This window comes from Chitinophaga sancti (assembly GCF_034424315.1).
In the GTDB taxonomy this organism is placed as follows: domain Bacteria; phylum Bacteroidota; class Bacteroidia; order Chitinophagales; family Chitinophagaceae; genus Chitinophaga; species Chitinophaga sancti.
On the sequence record NZ_CP139972.1, the window covers coordinates 3856677 to 3874542 of the forward strand.

Annotated in this window: 14 protein-coding genes; 5 read left to right on the forward strand and 9 right to left on the reverse strand. The window is 44.8% G+C overall.

The features are described from left to right. Positions 1-23: 23 nt before the first annotated feature. Complete coding sequence (trpS, locus tag U0033_RS14780) at positions 24-1022, reverse strand: tryptophan--tRNA ligase (protein ID WP_072362676.1); 999 nt, start codon at positions 1020-1022, stop codon at positions 24-26. Positions 1023-1160: 138 nt separating this feature from the next. Between trpS and gatC the strand changes: the two genes are divergently transcribed. Both gatC and U0033_RS14790 read left to right on the forward strand, forming a co-directional pair. After that, positions 1161-1451, forward strand: a complete 291-nt coding sequence (gatC, locus tag U0033_RS14785; protein ID WP_072362677.1) for an Asp-tRNA(Asn)/Glu-tRNA(Gln) amidotransferase subunit GatC — start codon at positions 1161-1163, stop codon at positions 1449-1451. A 61-nt stretch (positions 1452-1512) separates the two neighbouring features. Then, entirely contained in the window at positions 1513-2226 is a 714-nt protein-coding gene (locus U0033_RS14790; protein ID WP_072362678.1) for an ABC transporter ATP-binding protein, read from the forward strand. An 87-nt stretch (positions 2227-2313) separates the two neighbouring features. On the opposite strand, the gene U0033_RS14795 is transcribed toward U0033_RS14790, so the two are convergent. Together U0033_RS14795 and U0033_RS14800 are read right to left on the reverse strand one after the other, a co-directional pair. Continuing rightward, positions 2314-2877: a cob(I)yrinic acid a,c-diamide adenosyltransferase gene (locus tag U0033_RS14795; RefSeq protein WP_072362679.1), complete on the reverse strand. Its 564-nt coding sequence runs from the start codon at positions 2875-2877 to the stop codon at positions 2314-2316. Between the two features lie 11 nt (positions 2878-2888). After that, the gene (locus U0033_RS14800) at positions 2889-3539 is read right to left on the reverse strand and encodes an ABC transporter ATP-binding protein (RefSeq protein ID WP_072362680.1); all 651 of its coding nucleotides are present in this window, start codon (positions 3537-3539) and stop codon (positions 2889-2891) included. 100 nt (positions 3540-3639) lie between these two features. Here U0033_RS14800 and U0033_RS14805 point away from each other — a divergent pair, with 100 nt between their 5' ends. Then, on the forward strand, positions 3640-3861 hold the full coding sequence (locus U0033_RS14805; protein ID WP_012794455.1) for a DUF2795 domain-containing protein: 222 nt from the start codon (positions 3640-3642) through the stop codon (positions 3859-3861). Positions 3862-4101: 240 nt separating this feature from the next. Here the strand turns inward: U0033_RS14805 and U0033_RS14810 are convergent, their stop codons facing one another. From U0033_RS14810 to U0033_RS14830, 5 genes are all read right to left on the reverse strand, one after another. Further along, positions 4102-4914, reverse strand: coding sequence for an enoyl-ACP reductase FabI (locus U0033_RS14810; RefSeq protein ID WP_072362681.1), 813 nt, complete (start codon positions 4912-4914; stop codon positions 4102-4104). A gap of 302 nt (positions 4915-5216) precedes the next feature. Continuing rightward, on the reverse strand, positions 5217-6866 hold the full coding sequence (recN, locus tag U0033_RS14815; protein ID WP_072362682.1) for a DNA repair protein RecN: 1650 nt from the start codon (positions 6864-6866) through the stop codon (positions 5217-5219). Between the two features lie 60 nt (positions 6867-6926). Beyond that, positions 6927-8414, reverse strand: coding sequence for a tetratricopeptide repeat protein (locus tag U0033_RS14820; protein ID WP_072362683.1), 1488 nt, complete (start codon positions 8412-8414; stop codon positions 6927-6929). 126 nt (positions 8415-8540) lie between these two features. Further along, positions 8541-9296 carry a zinc ribbon domain-containing protein gene (locus tag U0033_RS14825; protein ID WP_072362684.1) on the reverse strand — a complete coding sequence of 252 codons (756 nt, stop codon included), beginning with the start codon at positions 9294-9296 and terminating at the stop codon, positions 8541-8543. A 9-nt stretch (positions 9297-9305) separates the two neighbouring features. Next, positions 9306-10400, reverse strand: coding sequence for a Nif3-like dinuclear metal center hexameric protein (locus U0033_RS14830; protein WP_072362685.1), 1095 nt, complete (start codon positions 10398-10400; stop codon positions 9306-9308). A gap of 50 nt (positions 10401-10450) precedes the next feature. Here U0033_RS14830 and U0033_RS14835 point away from each other — a divergent pair, with 50 nt between their 5' ends. Further along, on the forward strand, positions 10451-11959 hold the full coding sequence (locus U0033_RS14835) for a carboxypeptidase M32 (RefSeq protein ID WP_072362686.1): 1509 nt from the start codon (positions 10451-10453) through the stop codon (positions 11957-11959). Positions 11960-12114: 155 nt separating this feature from the next. On the opposite strand, the gene U0033_RS14840 is transcribed toward U0033_RS14835, so the two are convergent. Then, the gene (locus U0033_RS14840) at positions 12115-12741 is read right to left on the reverse strand and encodes a rhodanese-like domain-containing protein (protein ID WP_072362687.1); all 627 of its coding nucleotides are present in this window, start codon (positions 12739-12741) and stop codon (positions 12115-12117) included. Between the two features lie 246 nt (positions 12742-12987). On the opposite strand from U0033_RS14840, the gene U0033_RS14845 reads away from it, so the two are divergent. Next, positions 12988-17853 carry a PKD domain-containing protein gene (locus U0033_RS14845; protein WP_072362688.1) on the forward strand — a complete coding sequence of 1622 codons (4866 nt, stop codon included), beginning with the start codon at positions 12988-12990 and terminating at the stop codon, positions 17851-17853. Positions 17854-17866 lie beyond the last annotated feature (13 nt).

The following is a 17866-nucleotide window of genomic DNA, read 5'->3' on the forward strand; positions in this document are numbered from 1 at the left end:
ATGTTGCGGTTCCTTCTTTATGATCAGTAGTAGTTAATTCCGATGAGTTTTCTCGCTTGCTGCAAAGTCTGTGCCGCACTTTCTCTCGCTTTTTCAGCACCGTGCTTCATGATCTTGTTCAGGTAGGCGGGATCTTCCTGCAACGAATGAGCTTTTTCACGGATTGGTGCAATAAATTTACACATATCCTCTCCCAATTGCTTTTTCATGTCGCCATAACGAATGCTGCCATCCTCGAATGTTTTCCGGAAATGAGTAATAACATCCGGCGTAGATACCTGCTCCATGAGGCTGAAGAGGTTTGCCACAGCTTCCGGCATGCCTCCACCCTCTTCTGTACCTGTGGCAGATTTAGCACTTTTCAATTTCTTCATAATCAGTTCATCACTGTCAGAGAGATACAAAGTGGCCATCTGGTTTTCGCTTTTACTCATTTTTCCATTGCCATCCAGGCTTGGAATTTTGATCAGGTCATCGCCGAAATTAAATGGTACTGGTTCAGGGAATAAATGGCCATAGCGATTGTTAAAACGCTGTGCGTAGTTGCGGGCCATTTCCAGGTGTTGTTCCTGGTCTTTACCTACCGGCACCTTTACACCACGGTGCACGAGGATATCGGCACTCATGAGTACAGGGTAAGTGAGCAAACCGGCATTTACATTGTCCGGGTTCAAACGCACCTTGTCTTTAAATGTAGGTACTTTTTCCAGTTCACCTTTATAGGCTAACATATTGAGCAGCAGGTATAATTCTGCGATCTCAGGGATATCGCTCTGTACATAGAGCGCTACTTTTTCGGGGTCGAGGCCCGAAGCTATATTTTCAGCCAATACGCGGTAAACATTGCCACGCAGGTCTTTGGGATCAGGATGGGTAGTCAGGGAATGCCAGTCTGCTACGAAAAAATAACAGTTATAGGCCTCCTGCATCTTTACATAATTGCGGATTGCGCCGAAATAATTACCTAAGTGTAAAAAACCCGTAGAGCGGATACCGCTTACTACTATCTCTTTGTTTGCCATAATGGGGTGCAATTTAGGAAATTCTTAGAAGCCGGGGGCATTTAAAAACTGGCTTCCGCCTTCGGCAGAAGCCAGTTTTTCAGTAACTTTAACGCCGGTTTAATAAATATTTTATTATCTTTTCATTTAATTTGACTTATGGAAGTGAACGAACAACTGGTAGATCAGTTAGCAGACCTGGCAAGACTTGAATTTACACCGGAGGAAAAAACATCCATTCAGGGAGATCTCCAGCGAATGATCACCTTCGTGGAAAAACTGAATGAGCTCGATACCTCTGAGGTTCAGCCAATATTGCACATGACTGCTGATCGTAATGTGTATCGTGAGGATAAAGTTGTTCCTTCCATCAGCCGGGAAGAAGGCTTACAAAATGCACCTGCTGCTAATGATCAATACTTTAAAGTTCCTAAAGTGATCAAAAAGTAATCCTTATACCCAGCCAAAGGCACACATCCAAGGAAATCATCTTGTATTTAATACTGTACGTATGCGCCCACATTCCGTCATCCATTTAGAAGAGATCCGTAAAAGCTATTTCATTGGTTCCAATGAACTGCTCGTGCTGAAAGGTATTAACATGGACATTTTTAAGAATGAATATGTCGCCCTGATGGGGCCTTCCGGCTCCGGAAAGTCTACACTTATGAATATGCTGGGGGCACTCGATACCCCTACCAGCGGGAAATACATTCTCAATGGTCATGACGTGAGCACAATGGAAGATGATGACCTGGCCAGGGTACGGAATAAAGAAATTGGTTTCGTATTCCAGCAGTTTAACCTTATGCCGCGCCTTACAGCCTACGAAAATGTGGCTGTACCCCTGATCTATGCCGGCATCGGCAAGAAAGAAAGAGAGGAAAAAGCAATTCATATGCTGGAGAAGGTAGGCTTGGGGGAGCGATATAAACATAAACCCAATGAACTCTCCGGTGGTCAGTGCCAGCGTGTGGCAATTGCCCGGGCACTGGTAAATGATCCTTCCCTGATACTGGCGGATGAGCCGACCGGTAACCTTGATACCAAGACTTCTATAGAAATCATGGAGATCTTTGGACAGATCCATGCTTCAGGAAATACGGTTGTACTCGTTACGCACGAGGAGGATATTGCCGCGCATGCCAGGAGAATTGTCCGTCTCAGAGATGGTCTGATCGAATCAGACAGGTCTGTGGAGGATGCTTTATTGGTGAAAGCCTAAGGGTACCCCTCAAAGGTTCCACCCAGCATTTAAAGAGCTGCTAAAGGCGAGGCCCTGGGTCAGGGCCTGCTAAACGGGATGCCTGCATTATACCCTCGGTGTCCACTTAATTTCTTCTACCTTCAACCGGTGACCTATCCATCTTGCCAACACGAAAAGATGATCGCTCAGCCGGTTTAAATATTGCAGTACCAATGGTGCTATAAACTCTTCATTTTCCTGCAAACCCACACACAGCCGCTCTGCCCTCCTGCATACACAGCGGGCTACATGAGCGGTAGATACTGCCACATGCCCACCGGGCAGAATGAATGATTTCATTTCCGGCAGCTCCTCATTCATGGTATCAATGCTCATTTCCAGGGCCTGCACATCTTTCTCATACAGGTCGGGAATCCGCATTTTGATGTCTTTTTCGGGATCACAGGCCAGCGAAGCTCCCACTGTAAATAACCGATCCTGTATTTCGCGCAGGAAAGCGACCATTTCTTCATCAAAAGAAATATGATCACTTACCAGGCCAATAAATGAATTGAGTTCATCTACGGTGCCATAAGCATCAATGCGCAGACTACCCTTGGAAACTTTAGTACCTCCGATCAGGGAAGTTTGTCCTTTATCTCCGGTTTTGGTGTAAATCTTAAATGACATAAAGATAGATTTTAGAGCATCTTTCCGTCCTTCATCACCAGTTGCCTGTCACTGAGGGGTGCCAGCTCTTCATTGTGGGTTACGATGATAAACGTCTGCTGAAACTGGTCTCTCAGCTGGAAAAACAACTGATGCAGCTCCCGGGCATTGTGCGAATCCAGGTTTCCGGTCGGCTCATCGGCCATCACGATATCCGGGTTATTGATCAGTGCCCTGGCTACTGCCACCCTTTGCTGCTCTCCACCAGACAGTTCATTAGGCTTATGGTCCATTCTATGACCCAAGCCTAAAGTTTCCAGCAAAAAAGCGGCCCTTTTTTTGACCTCATTTTTGTTGCTACCGGCTATAAAACCCGGAACACAAACATTTTCTATTGCGGTAAATTCAGGTAAAAGATGGTGGAACTGGAAAATGAACCCCATGTGCCGGTTACGGAAATCAGCCAGGGCATTGCCCTTCAGGGCTGTCAGGTTCACATCGTTCAGCCATACCTCACCGGAGGTAGGCGTATCCAGGGTACCCAGAATGTGCAGCAGGGTACTTTTCCCGGCTCCGGAAGATCCTACGATTGTAACGATCTCCCCTTTGTTCACAGTTACATCCACTCCCTTCAATACGGGTAAGTTGGAATAATTTTTGGTAAGATTGCGTGCGGTCAGCATACTTGAATAAAAGTAATTCACCGTTAAGATAGTAATAGTTGTTTATTTCAAATTAAATAATACTTTTGCCAAAATTTAAGACAGTAAAAATTTCAATAACATGTACTGGACCTTAGAATTAGCTTCATACCTGGAGGATGCTCCATGGCCAGCTACTAAAGACGAATTAATTGATTACGCCATCCGTTCCGGTGCACCAATTGAAGTGATTGAAAATCTTCAGGAACTGGAAGACGAAGGTGAAATTTACGAGGGAATAGAAGATATCTGGTCTGATTATCCGTCACAGGATGACTTCTTCTTTAATGAAGACGAATATTAGCGCATAGATATTCCATTTATTGTTGCCTCAGCAAATTTGCCTATGCTAAAAAATTTCAAGCCGCTCCTTCATTGAAGGACCGGCTTTTTTTGTATTTATACAAAGGGCAAAAAAACGCGCAAATCCACGCCAGTTAAAGAGAATGCTATTTTTGTGGGATACATTTCAGCGTAAACAGAAAGCCATGAAAGCGAATAAAATTATTCACTTTCATGGCTATTATTTTTGGATCGTACTATCTTATTTTTCCATTTGCAGCATTACATCCATGGTTACTCCGGTAGAAGAGAATCCACCGTCATGGAACAGGTTCTGCATGGTCACCATTCTGGTCAGATCGGAGAACAGTGATACGGTATAGTCAGCACATTGCTTTGCAGATGCATTTCCCAATGGACTCATTTGTTCTGCATAGTTGATGAAGCCATCAAAACCTTTCACACCACTACCGGCAGTAGTACGGGTAGGTGACTGAGAAATAGTATTGATACGTACTTTTTTGCTTACACCGTAGTGGTAACCGAAACTGCGTGCCACTGATTCCAGCAGTGCTTTTGCATCAGCCATCTCGCTATAATCAGGGAATACGCGCTGTGCAGCGATATAAGTCAATGCTACTACAGAAGCCCATTCATTCAGGGCATCCAGTTTATAAGCTGTTTGCAGCACACGGTGAAGAGACATTGCTGAGATATCGAAAGTTTTATGGGAGAAGTCGTAGTCGAGGTCAGTATAGGGCTTTCCTTTACGCACATTGAGGCTCATACCTACAGAGTGCAGTACGAAATCGATTTTACCGCCAAAATGCTCCATGGATTTAGTGAACAGATTGTTCAGGTCATCAAGGTTGGTCACATCCGCTGGTATTACAGGGGCGTTGGTAATTTCCGCCAGTTTGTTGATTTCCCCCATACGTAAAGCGATAGGTGCATTTGTCAACACGATTTCAGCACCCTCTTCCACACAGCGAAGTGCAGTTGCCCAAGCAATGGAATTTTCATCCAATGCACCAAATATGATACCCTTCTTTCCTTTTAATAAGTTATAAGCCATTGGGTTGATAATTATTTTGGGCAAAAATAGGGGTTATAGTTGAAAAAAAAGATTAATTGATTTAGGGGGATTGGCCTGTGGGAACAAGGAAAATGCAATTCATTTTTTTGAATGCAGATCTGCGGATAATGGGCTTTCACAGAAAATGCATGTCAGTTTTTAATTTTCTATCGCTACAGTCAAGTTTATAAATAAAACATTCATGAAAAGGGAATTCACCAAGGGAATGAAACCATTTTCATGAAAAAGGAACCGAGGTCTTTTTCCAAAGCTACCGGTTCCTTTTTATTTTTTCAATGTTGTTATTTTACTAACTCCCGTGCATTCTCCAGGGCAGCTGCTGTCGGTTTCTCTCCACTCATCATCTGTGCAATATGATTGATCCGCTCCTCCCTTGTCAACAATCGAACATTTGTTGTCACCTTGCCGGACTTCATATCTTTAAACACAAAATAATGCGCATCAGCCTTACCCGCAATCTGCGGCTGGTGTGTAATACAAATGATCTGGTGCCCCTTGGCCATCCCTTCCATGATGAAACTCACCTGACGGGCTGCCTCCCCAGAGATACCTGTATCTATCTCATCAAAGATCAGGGTAGGCAGTGCGACTGACTGCGCGACCAGTGATTTGATGCACAGCATCAACCTGCTCAACTCACCACCTGAGGCCACTTTCCGGATAGGAGCAAAGTTGCCGCTCTTATTAGCATCAAATAAGAATTCAATTGTATCCTGTCCGAAATGGTTCAGGGCACCTTTTACTATCGATGCCTTCAGCCTGGCGTTCGGCATACCAACCTGTGCCAGCAATGCGTTCACAGATTTCTCAAATGGTAAGGCAGCTTTTTCACGCGCAGCTGTTATTGCTGCGGCTTGTGCCTGCAATTTGCCCTGTAAGGTTTCCAGTTCTTTTTCCAGGCCTTCCAGTTTTTCGTCGAGGTTCAGCACCCCATCCACTTTCACTGTCAGCTCTTCCTGTATGACCAGCAGTTCAGAGGTAGTTTGTACTGCATGTTTTTTCAGCAACCTGTAGCCAAGTGATAAACGCTCATTCAGGTGTTCCAGCCGTGCGCCATCTGTTTGTACCTGGTCATTCATATGCCCGATCTCGCTGGTAATGTCCTGGAGTTCTACATATGCTGATTGCAAACGTGCTGCGATGCCCGGGGCATCCTTGTGAAAGTTAGCCAGGCCCTGCACAGATGACTGAATCTGTTTCAGTTGCTGTAACAAGGGTTGTTCATCTTCCTTGAGCTGGAAGTAGACCCGGCTCAGGGTATTCCTGATTTCCTCTGCATGACTGAGTACTTTTAGCTCTGCATCCAGTTCCTCAATTTCATTTGGTATGAAGTTGGCCTCTGTCAGTTCATCCAGCAGGAATTTATTATAATCAAGTTCTTTGTTCGCGTTGTTACGCAGGTCATGCAACTGTTTCAGCTCCCGCTGTACAGCTACATATCTACTATAACCCTGCTGGTATTGCTGCAGGGGGGCAGGCTGGTTTACCAATGCATCCAGTACCTCTCTCTGAAAATCAGATTTTTCCAGTTCCAGGGTATCGAACTGCTGGTGCAGGTCTACCAGGTACTGACTTAGTTCGTGTAGCTGAGACAGGTTAACCGGGGTATCATTGATGAATGCACGCGACTTACCGGCGGTACTGATCTCGCGGCGAATGATCAGCTGATCTTCCAGGTCCAGTTCATGTTGCTGGAAAAATTCTGCTACCTGCGACTTTTTCACCTTAAAATTTCCCTCTATTACACATTTGTTATCCTTGTTGTGCAATACTCCCGGATCTGCACGTTCGCCAAGTATCAATGACAATGCGCCCAGCAGAATAGATTTACCTGCACCCGTTTCCCCCGTTATAACATTCAGGCTCCCGGCAAAATCTACTTCCAGCTGTTCAATAATAGCGTAGTTCTTAATTGTTAGTTTTTGTAGCATATGGGAAAATATTCCGCAAATTAAATTTCACATTACGAACTGTATCTGCGTAGCGAACCCTCAACCTCCGTTCAATCGCTGAATTCCGGCCTTGGCACGCTGATCCAGTGAGTTCTTATAATCATGTCCTTTCATGTCCAGACAAGCCTGATAACATTGCTGGGCTTTCACCTTATCTTTCCTCTTTTCATAAATATAACCCATTTGCAGGGATGCTCTTGCAGCAAAATATTCAGGTCTGTTGGCGCCTGATTTTACGGTGACATCGTACATGGCAATAGCACTATCATCCATACCCATTGCATCGTAGATCCTTCCCAGTCTATAGGCATATTCCAGCTTATCTTCCATACGGCCATAGTCTGCTGCTTTCCTGGTCTGTAACATTTTCAGGGCTTCGTTAAAGAAACCTCCGTCACTGAGCAAACGGGCTTTCAATAATACGGGGTCTGGCCACTTACCGCTTTTAGCATCTTTGAGAGCTTGTTTATCGGCATCGGTTTCCGTATTCCCCCTGGTCAGGATCTGTGCCCTGTATCTATTGGCAGCATCCATGTTACCATGCAGGTAATAGTACCAGCTAAGCCGCTGGAGGCATTCCTTGAGATAGAATCTGCCTCTGAAGTTGTCGGTAAAACGCTGGAGGTACACATTAGCATCATCATCCTGCCTGTCCAGTTTCAGAACTCCCCACAGGTAATTATTGTATTTGATATCCAGGTAGCCGCCGCTCTCACTTCTTTCTGAAAGGGTTTTGATACCCAGTGCTGCTTTCTGGTTGTTCATGGCAATATTTGCTACCATGAGGGCAAAAAGGTAATTATTTTTCGTGTCCAGCTGATGTTTGTGGATGAATATCCAGACATCGTCCGGTTTGTTTTCAATGAACAGTTTCAGGTAGCAAAAATAATAAGAAGCTTCGGGCCGGAATATTAAGGCTACATCATTATTACTTTCGGCGGCTTGTTGTACCTGCCGCATACCTTCCCGGATATTACCTTTCATCCCCAGGATATTAGAAATCCAGCGATAGCCCTCGGGGATGGTGCCGAATACGGCCTGCAGGGCACCAATCATCATCGTGTTTGGCTGGAACTGGGGAAATTTGCGCTGGTTGTCTTTGAACTGTACAAAGGCTTTCCTGATTTCCCACACGGCATCCCACTTTTCGCTGAACTTAATGCGGATCATGGCCCACTGAAAGCGGATCACAGCCTGGGTATACAGGTAGTAGGGACTATTCTCAGGCCCCGATGCCAGGATGTCCAGGCGCTGATCGCGCAGGTCTTTTCTTTTTGAGTAGACTGCAGGATCTTCATTGAAAAAGAGGTTGAAAAAGTCGATATAATTTTCGAGAAAGTAAGGTATGAGGTTATCGGGATGTTCCTTTTTTTCGGCTTCCAGCAGGGCGGTACCTGCATTTACCTTTAATTGCATAATGGCATCATAGGCTTGCTGGCAGCGGGGATTAAAGTCATATACTTTTTGCCGGGCTACAGCAGGGAACATAAGGGCGAATAACACTCCTAACAGGAATACGGTACGCATGGAAACAAATATATTTACAAACTGCCGGCTTTACGTCAAATTCCAAACCAAAAATGCCTGCAAATGAAAAAAGGTTGTACCAAATGATACAACCCTTTTCAAAATTATTTCTGGTATTACTAATGCTTAAATAGTAACTGTTGCTTCCAGATCATTGTCTACCAGCACGCGACCGCAATGCTCGCAGATAATGATTTTCTTCCGCTGACGGATTTCCGCCTGACGCTGAGGAGGGATTGCATTAAAGCAACCACCGCAGGAATCACGTACCACGGTGGCAACTGCCAGACCGTTACGATAGTTCTTACGGATCTTTTCGTAAGCCTGTAGCAAGCGAGGCTCTACCTTAGCACGAGCTTCATCGCTCTGCTTACGGAAAGCTTTCTCTTCTTTTTCAGTTTCACCGATGATCTTTTCCAGTTCACCTTTCTTGTGCTTCAGGTTCGCTTCTTTATCACCAATGGTTCTCTTTGCGGACTCCAGGGAACGGCTCTTGTCCTTTACCTCGTCGTTTGCATCGCGAATGTGTTTCTCAGCCAGCTTGATTTCCAGAGACTGCATTTCCAGTTCTTTGGTGATAGCTTCGAACTCACGGTTATTTTTTACGTTATCCTGCTGCTTCTCGTATTTCTTAATCAGGGCTTCTGACTCCTTGATCTGATTTTTCTTGTTAGAAATGAAGTCCTGAATGCCACGGATTTCGTCTTCTACATGAGACAGACGTGTATTTAATCCTTCGATCTCGTCTTCCAGATCTTTAACTTCCATCGGCAACTCCCCCTTCAACACCTGGATCTCATCCAGTCTGGAGTCCATCTTCTGTAGTCTAAGTACAGACACCAATTTTTCCTCTACGGAGTAATCTTTATTTACAGTAGCCATGTAATGTGTTTATAAATAATTTACCGGGTTTGTTCGAATGGTAGATTTAAGAGGCGCAAAATTAGGAAATTTTTCAGTCAATATATGAAAAAATAAGTCAACCGTAAACTGCTCGCTCTCGAAATGTCCAACATCCGCTATAACTATTTGATTTTCAGCGTCAAAAAACTCATGATATTTGAAGTCTGCCGAAATATAAGCGTCAGCTCCTGCCCCAATTGCTCTTTTCAGAAGGAAACTTCCGGCTCCTCCGCAAAGCGCTACCCGTTTCACCGGCTTACCCCTGAGAGGGGTATACCGAACGCAGCCGGTATCAAACTGCTGTTTCACAAATTGCAGAAATTCCATCTCGTCCATTGGCGCTTCCAGCTCTCCTATCAATCCTGAACCTACCTGCGCATATTCATTTTCCAGTTTCACCACATCGTAGGCCACTTCTTCATAAGGATGACTGGCTATAAGTGCCTTGATCACATATTGTTCCAAATATAAGGGAAAAATAACCTCGACCTTCGTTTCTGCCTCAATATGACGGCTGCCAATTTCCCCAACATAAGGCTGGGTGCCTGCTCCGGCCTTAAAAGTTCCCTCCCCGGCTCCATTAAAGCTACATTCACTATATGCGCCAATATGTCCGGCCCCGGCTGCAAATAATGCAGACCTGACCTTTTCGGCAGCTGCCTGCGGCACAAATGTGTATAATTTCCTTAATAATTCCTTTTTAGGGGCTAATACCCGGGTATTTTTCAGGCTCAGCCGCTGCCCCATCCTTTCACAAACCCCGTTCCTTACATTATCCAGGTTAGTATGGGCAGCATATATAGCGATGTCATGCTTGATAGCTTTGATAGCTACCCGTTCCACACAATTATTACCATTAATCTTTTTCAGGCCTCCAAATACGATAGGGTGATGGGCCACTATCAGGTTACACCCCCTGGCAATAGCCTCGTCTACCACTGCTTCGGTTGTATCCAGGGAAAGCAGTACCCCGGTTACTTCCCAGTCACCATTGCCGAACAGCAAACCTGCGTTATCGTAACTCTCCTGGTACTGTAATGGTGCAAATGCGGCAACAGCCGTTGTGATTTCTTTGATTTTCATGACAAGCAAATATGATGGGAATTATTTAAAATTGCAAAAAACTAAATGGCATGATGACACAATCCTCGGGAGAATTGTACGCTTCGTACAAAACGAAAATGCAACAGATTGCTGATATACGCAATGCTATTGCTGTATTGGGATGGGATCAGGAAACTCACCTGCCCGAAAAAGGAGCCGCCTTTCGGGGGCAGCAGATTACGACCCTCAGTACCCTCGCACATGAATTATTTGTAGAAGACAAGCTGGGTGAATTACTGCAAGACCTGCATACCCGCCAGGACCTGGACATCATAGCTACAAAAAACGCTGCCCTCTCCCTGGAGGACTATGAAAAGAATAAAAAATACCCTGCCAGTTTTGTAGCGGAACTTTCTACCACTACCAATGAATGTTACCATGCATGGATCAAGGCCCGGAAGGCCAATGATTATAAGATCTTTGAACCCCTGCTGGCCAAAATGGTGGAACTTAAAAAACAGGAAGCAAACATACTGGGATACAATGGCCATCCCTACAATGCCCTGCTGAGTGAATATGAAAAAGGAGCTAATACTGCTATGCTGGATACCATCTTTGCTGATGTAAAATCCGCGCTGGCTCCCTTATTAAAACGAATCGAATCCAAACCACAGGTAAATAAAGATTTTCTGCATCTGCATTATGACCGTAATCAACAATGGGAATTCGGCATCGAGATGCTGAAGGCCATGGGGTACGATATGAATGCCGGCAGACAGGATATTTCTGAACATCCATTTACTACCAGTTTCAACCCACAGGATGTAAGGGTGACTACCCGGATCGACGAAAATGATTTTGGCAATATGACCTGGAGTTGTATCCACGAAGGTGGGCATGCGCTTTATGAACAGGGCCTTCCGGTAGATAATTACGGTTTACCCTGCGGCGAAGCAGCCAGTTTAGGAATTCATGAATCACAGTCAAGGCTATGGGAAAATAATGTAGGTCGCAGCCTCCCTTTCTGGCAGCATCACTATGCAGCTTTGCAGGCACGCTTTCCTGGTAACCTGCAAAATGTATCGTTGGATGAATTCTATAAAGCGATCAACCAGGTAAAACCATCCCTGATCCGTACAGAAGCTGATGAACTGACTTATCATTTTCATGTAATGATCCGATATGAAATTGAGAAGGGATTACTGGACGGTACTTACACTACGAAAGACTTAAATGAAGTATGGAATAAGTACTACCGTGAATACCTGCACGTAGATGTACCCGATGATAATCAAGGCGTATTGCAGGACATTCACTGGTCACATGGTAGCTTTGGGTATTTCCCCACTTACTCACTGGGTAGCTTGTATGCCGCACAGTTTTTTATTGCTGCGCAAAATCAGATTCCGGGATTGACCGAGCAGATCTCCCAGGGAGATTATAAACAATTACTCACCTGGTTGCGTGATGAGATTCATCATCATGGAAGGTATTATACCAGTAATGAATTGTGTGCAAAGGTTACCGGGGAGCCGCTGGCCTTCAAGCATTTCCTGGATTATGCGACGGAGAAGTATCATCATATTTACCAGGTGTAGTAAGAAAAAGAAGTTTTTTTACCATTATCCAAACAAAAAGCTTTTGCCAGTTGGCAAAAGCTTTTTGTTTGGATAATGGCTTGCTGGTATAGGGATACGGTCCAGCTAATAGCATTTAAAAAAATTCAATTGGCCTCGGCTTGCCACGGATGACATTAGTTTAATTCTACAACGCCTGTTTTTCTCCAGACTTCCTGCCCTTCCTTGTACAGGATAAATGTAGGTAAGGTAGTAGCACCCAGTGTTTTAATCACGTTAGTATCTTTGCTACCATCTACTTTTAACAGTTTTATACCGGCATGTGCTTTTAAGTAAGCAGCTACTGCAGGTTCCATCTTTTGACAAGGAGGACACCAGTCAGCGCCGATTTCAATTAACACATCTCCTTCTGATATCTTACCGGTAAAGTCGATCAGGGTAAGCTGCGGAAGGTTGTTGCCACCTTCTACTGCGAGCCCCGCCCCTTTCCAGGCTGCGATACCGCCATCCAGTTCTACTACATTCGTGAATCCTTTTTCGCGCATCTGCTTTGCTGCACCAGCTGCACGAGGTCCACTCAGGCAATAAATGTATACCGGCTGTTCCTTGTTTAAGTACTTTATTCTTTCATTAAATTCTTCTTCGCGGGCATAATCAGCCTGCATAGCATGTGGCAGGTGCCCAGCACTATATTCTGCCAAGGTACGTACATCAAATACCTGTACTCCCGATTGTTTAATTCCTGTCTGAAAAACCTCAGGTTTTACCACATTGTTATTTTGTGCAAACACGGCAGTACTCATACATAAAAGGAAAATGCACATAATAAACTTACACATCGTAAATTTGCCGTATATTGTTGAGCTTGTGCCAACAGATAAAGCTGGAATAACTTTTGTGTAATTTTCTTTTCTACTCTGAACCATTAACAATTTGTTTACGTTTACTTAACGTGAAATCTAAGCCAGACTTACGTTAAAAAATTGAACCTTTATTTTTAAAACCTATGCTACTGTCGAAAGCCGAACGACATTAGCCATATCCGGAGAATGAAACACCAACGCCTAAGCCTTTTTGTACGCACCTGGTATGCCGCTGCATACACCTGTGTGATGATCCTGCTCTCTGCCGTCAGCGTACAGGCCCAAAACACAGCAGCATTTACTGCTGATAATTTTACAGGATGCGGTACTGCCTATGTACAATTTATTAATCAATCAACCTCAGGAGCCTCAGCGTCCTGGGATTTTGGAGATGGAGGAGCGAAATCGACCCTCTGGAACCCCACGCGTTCCTTCACTAAACCTGGCACATACACTGTAACTCTTACAGTTACGTTTACCAATGGTACTACGGGAACCGCTACCCACACTGTAAATGTATATAAAAAACCAACAGCACAGTTTACCACTGATGTAACGAGTGGTTGTACACCTCTGCCAGTGAAGTTTACTGACCAGTCTACCGCCGGTGATGGTACTATCAGCAGTGTGAACTGGGATTTCGGGGATGGTAATGGAGGTACCGGTACGACTGCCAACTATACTTATACGATAGGTGGTGACTATGCTGCCAGTGCAATTGTAACTAATAGTTATGGCTGTACGAACAGTAATTCCCAGATCATTCATGCAAAAGCTACCCCCATTCCGGCCTTTACCAGCAATACCCAGGGAAGCTGTAAGGCTCCACTCACCGTCAACTTTACTAATGGTACTACGATCAATACTACCGGCAACCCGGGTATTACCTACCTCTGGGATTTCGGAGATGGTAGTACGAGTACTGACCTGAACCCTATTCATACATACACTGCAGAAGGTAATTATACTGTAACACTAACAGCGACATCAGCTGACGGATGTTCAAAAACACTCACACAAACGGAATATATCAAGATCGCGGCAATTGCAGCAGACTTTACTATTTCGGAGAGTCTTTGTAAGGGTACTACTCTTCATTTTGTGAATACTACTCAGCCTGCTCCGCAGAGCGCAACCTGGACTTTTTCTGACGGTGATGTACAAAATTCCGTTGACGCAGTCAAGACTTTTGGCGCTGCAGGTACCTACTCTGTCACCTTACAGGCATTGACACAGGATGGTTGTCAGGCAAACGTAACGAGGAGTTTTACGATCTCTGATATTCCCACAGCGAGTATTGGTGTAACACCTACCACTGCCTGTACTGTTCCTGCTACTTTTAATTTTACGGGTTTGACAACAGGTGCTACTGCCTGGAAATGGAATTTTAATGATGGTGGCTCTTCTGCTGTACAGAACGTAAGCCACCAGTATAATGCTGAAGGCACCTATACTGTGACCCTGACTGCCAGCAATGCAGCCGGTTGCGCAGCCAATGCCGTCACGACTGTTGCAGTTAAGAAACCTATCCTGAGTATAGATGGTTTACCCAATGGTTGTGTGCCCCTGGAAGATAAATTCACGCCCATCGTAGCTACTGCTGATCCGGTAATAAGTTGGTCATGGAACTTTGGGGATGGTACCACCTCTACCGATAAAGTACCTACTCATATTTTCACAAAGGCAGGCAATTATATTGTCACCTTAACGATTACTACGCAGGGAGGTTGTATGCAGACAGCTACCTTCCCGGTACAGGTAGGAGATCCTGTAGATGTGGAGTTCACTGTGGATAGGACCACTGGTTGTCAGCCGACCGTTTTCCAGTTTACCAATCAATCTAATCCGAGGGGTACTTCCTGGGAATGGACTTTTGAAGAAACTAACGGCAACGGTTCTTCTACGCTCGAAAATCCAACTTATGTATGGAGCACGATCGGCACTCATACCGTAATCCTTACGGTAATCAACAATGGTTGTCGCCAGACGCTGACCAAAACTGACCTGATTACAATCAATCCGCCTGCAGCAGCATTTACGGTTAATACACCTGATTGTAGCAATTTATTTCAGCGTTCTTTCACCGACAAATCAGACTTTGGTGCAAGTACAACCAAGATTTGGAACTGGGATTTCGGTGATAGCCAGACTTCTAACGTTCAAAACCCCACACACGTTTACGCCGCAGGGGGTACATATACAGTTACCCTCACAGTGGATAATGGCAGCTGTCAGTCTGTGTTCAAAACTACCATAACAATTGTCAACGAAAGTCCAAAGATCTATGCGAATCCGACTACTCTCTGTAAAAATGGTAGTGTAACGTTTTCCATGGATCCAATGATTGCCAATCATTTCTCCAGCTTCCAGTGGAAATTTGGAGATGGCGCTACTTCCACAACGGGGGCACAGGGGCCAGCTACCCATGAGTATAATGCTCCTGGTGATTATGTGGCAAGCATGGTAGCTACAGATGTATTTGGTTGTTTGCATCCTTCTAATTCCATTCCTATTACAGTGAATGGTGCAAATGCGAAGTTCTCTATCGAGACTAAGCAGTGTAAAGGCATCGCGATCACCTTCACAGATCAGTCAACGACCAAAACAGGAAATACAATTGTATCCTGGACATGGGATTACGGAGACGGCAGTACCCCGGAAGTATTTACGACTGCTACACCTACTGTAACGCATACTTATACCTCGATCAACAATTACCCGGTGACCCTCACCGTAAAGGATAATACAGGGTGTGAAGACAGTTATACTGCAACTGCCCGTGTTGCAAATATTATCGCAGCATTTGGCGGTCCGGATAGTATTGCCTGTCTGAATACTCCTTATCAGTTTTCCAATTCTTCTATCACCACACCACTTACTTACCAGTGGAATTTCGGTGATGGTACGACCAGTACAGATGCTACACCAGCACATACTTATACTGCGCCTGGTAAGTATACTGTATCATTGATGATAGAAGGTACTACTGGTTGCCGGGATACGATTACTACTGTAGACTACCTGCGTGTCCCTAATCCGATTGCAGACTTCAGCTACCCTGCTGTGGCTGCGGATGTATGTCCACCGGTGAAGATCCAGTTTACCAACCTTTCTTCTGATTATGTAAGTTCTGCCTGGACTTTTGGTGACGTCAGTTCTTCTACAGAACAGGATCCGCTGCATAACTATATAAAGGCAGGCACTTTCGGCATTACCCTCACAGTGTATTCTCAGGGTGGTTGTGCAAGTGCTGTAGCAGGACCTAAAAATATATTAATTGATGGCCCGAATGGTAGTTATACTGTCACCCCGGAAACGGGTTGTTATCCGCTCGCGGTAACGATGAATGCTGTTTCCAGTGCTGCTATTAAATACATCTGGGACTTTGGTGATGGTCATTCTGCAACCACTACCACGCCAACTTCTCCTACTTACACTTATCCTCAGGAAGGTGTGTACTACCCGGTAGTATTGCTGGAAGATGCCCGTGGATGCCGGGTAGCAGCAGACGGTTCCTCCAAGGTAATTGCAGATAAGGTGAAGGCTAATTTTGGCACCGACGTTACCCAGGCTTGTGACGGAGGCACTGTACTATTTAGCGATTCTTCTTACAGTGTATCTGCAGAACTGGGTATGGATATGACTTATGCATGGGATTTTGGTGTCACTACCAAAACTGACGATGTAAGTTCAGCGCACACACCTTCTTATGTATATGATGCACCTGGTACTTACAATGTTACGCTAACGACAACGACTATTTATGGTTGTGTGAATACTATTCAAAAGGCAATTGTCGTAGAACCTAAACCGGTAGCTGTGATTGATCCGGCAGGTCCATTATGTACGGGTGCTACCCTGCAGCTGGCCGGTCATGAAACGAAGAATATTCCTGGTACCAAATGGAGCTGGAATATCCTGGGCCAGGATTATTTAGTTCAGACCCCGCCTGCTACGACCTTCAATCAGTCAGGCGACCAGGTGATTACATTAACGATTTCTACGGCAAGTGGTATTTGTAGCAGTACAGCTACGGAGACCATCAGTGTGGTAGATTATCCTGCACTGAATCCCAATCCGGTAAGTGCGAGTATATGTCGTGGTGGTAGTCTTGTATTGCATGCGAATACAGATGCGAATGCAACGGTGACCTGGACGGATTATAAAATTAATGATCTGCATAGTGCTGACCCGGTAGTTACTCCGGAGATCGATACGACCTATCATGTAATAGCGCAGAATGCTGCGGGATGTGCGGTGGAAAAAGATATTCCTGTATTAGTATCCCAGCCTTTTGCGGTGACAGCTTCAGATACCTTTATCTGTAAAAATGATGCCGCCCAGCTGCATGCTGCAGGTGCCGTAACCTATAGATGGTCTCCTGCTACCGGATTGAATAATCCATCTGCGCAGAATCCGATGGCCTCTCCTGATACGACAACTACGTATACCGTTACAGGTTATGGCAGGGATGCCTGCTTTACTTCACAGGCAATGGCGGTAGTTACTGTACATCCTCTACCTGAATTAAATGCGGGTCCGGATATTACATTAGCTACAGGAAGTAGTTACCAGATTCCTGTGGTGAGCAGTAATGATGTTACAAAGATTGAATGGTGGCCGGTGAATTACCTGGATTGTGTGGATTGTCTGAAACCTACAGCTACGCCTAAGACAACCACCACGTATACGGTAACTGCGACCAATGCTTATAACTGTAAAAGTGTAGATGAGATCACCATCAAGATGGTTTGTGAATCAGGTAATACGTGGCTGCCGAATACATTCACGCCTAACAATGATGGACAGAATGATATTTTCTACATCAGGGGGCGTGGTATCAAGACAATTAAATCATGGAGAATATATAACCGTTGGGGGCAATTAGTATTTGAAAGGACAAACTTTAGTGTAGAAGATCCTACGAGCGGATGGGATGGAAAAGTAAAAGGAGTTCCTGTAAACCCGGATGTGTTTGTATATGTAGCCGAAGTGGTCTGCGATACGAATGAGGACTTTACCCTGAAGGGTAACGTAATGCTGTTACGATAAACAGTGATTACCA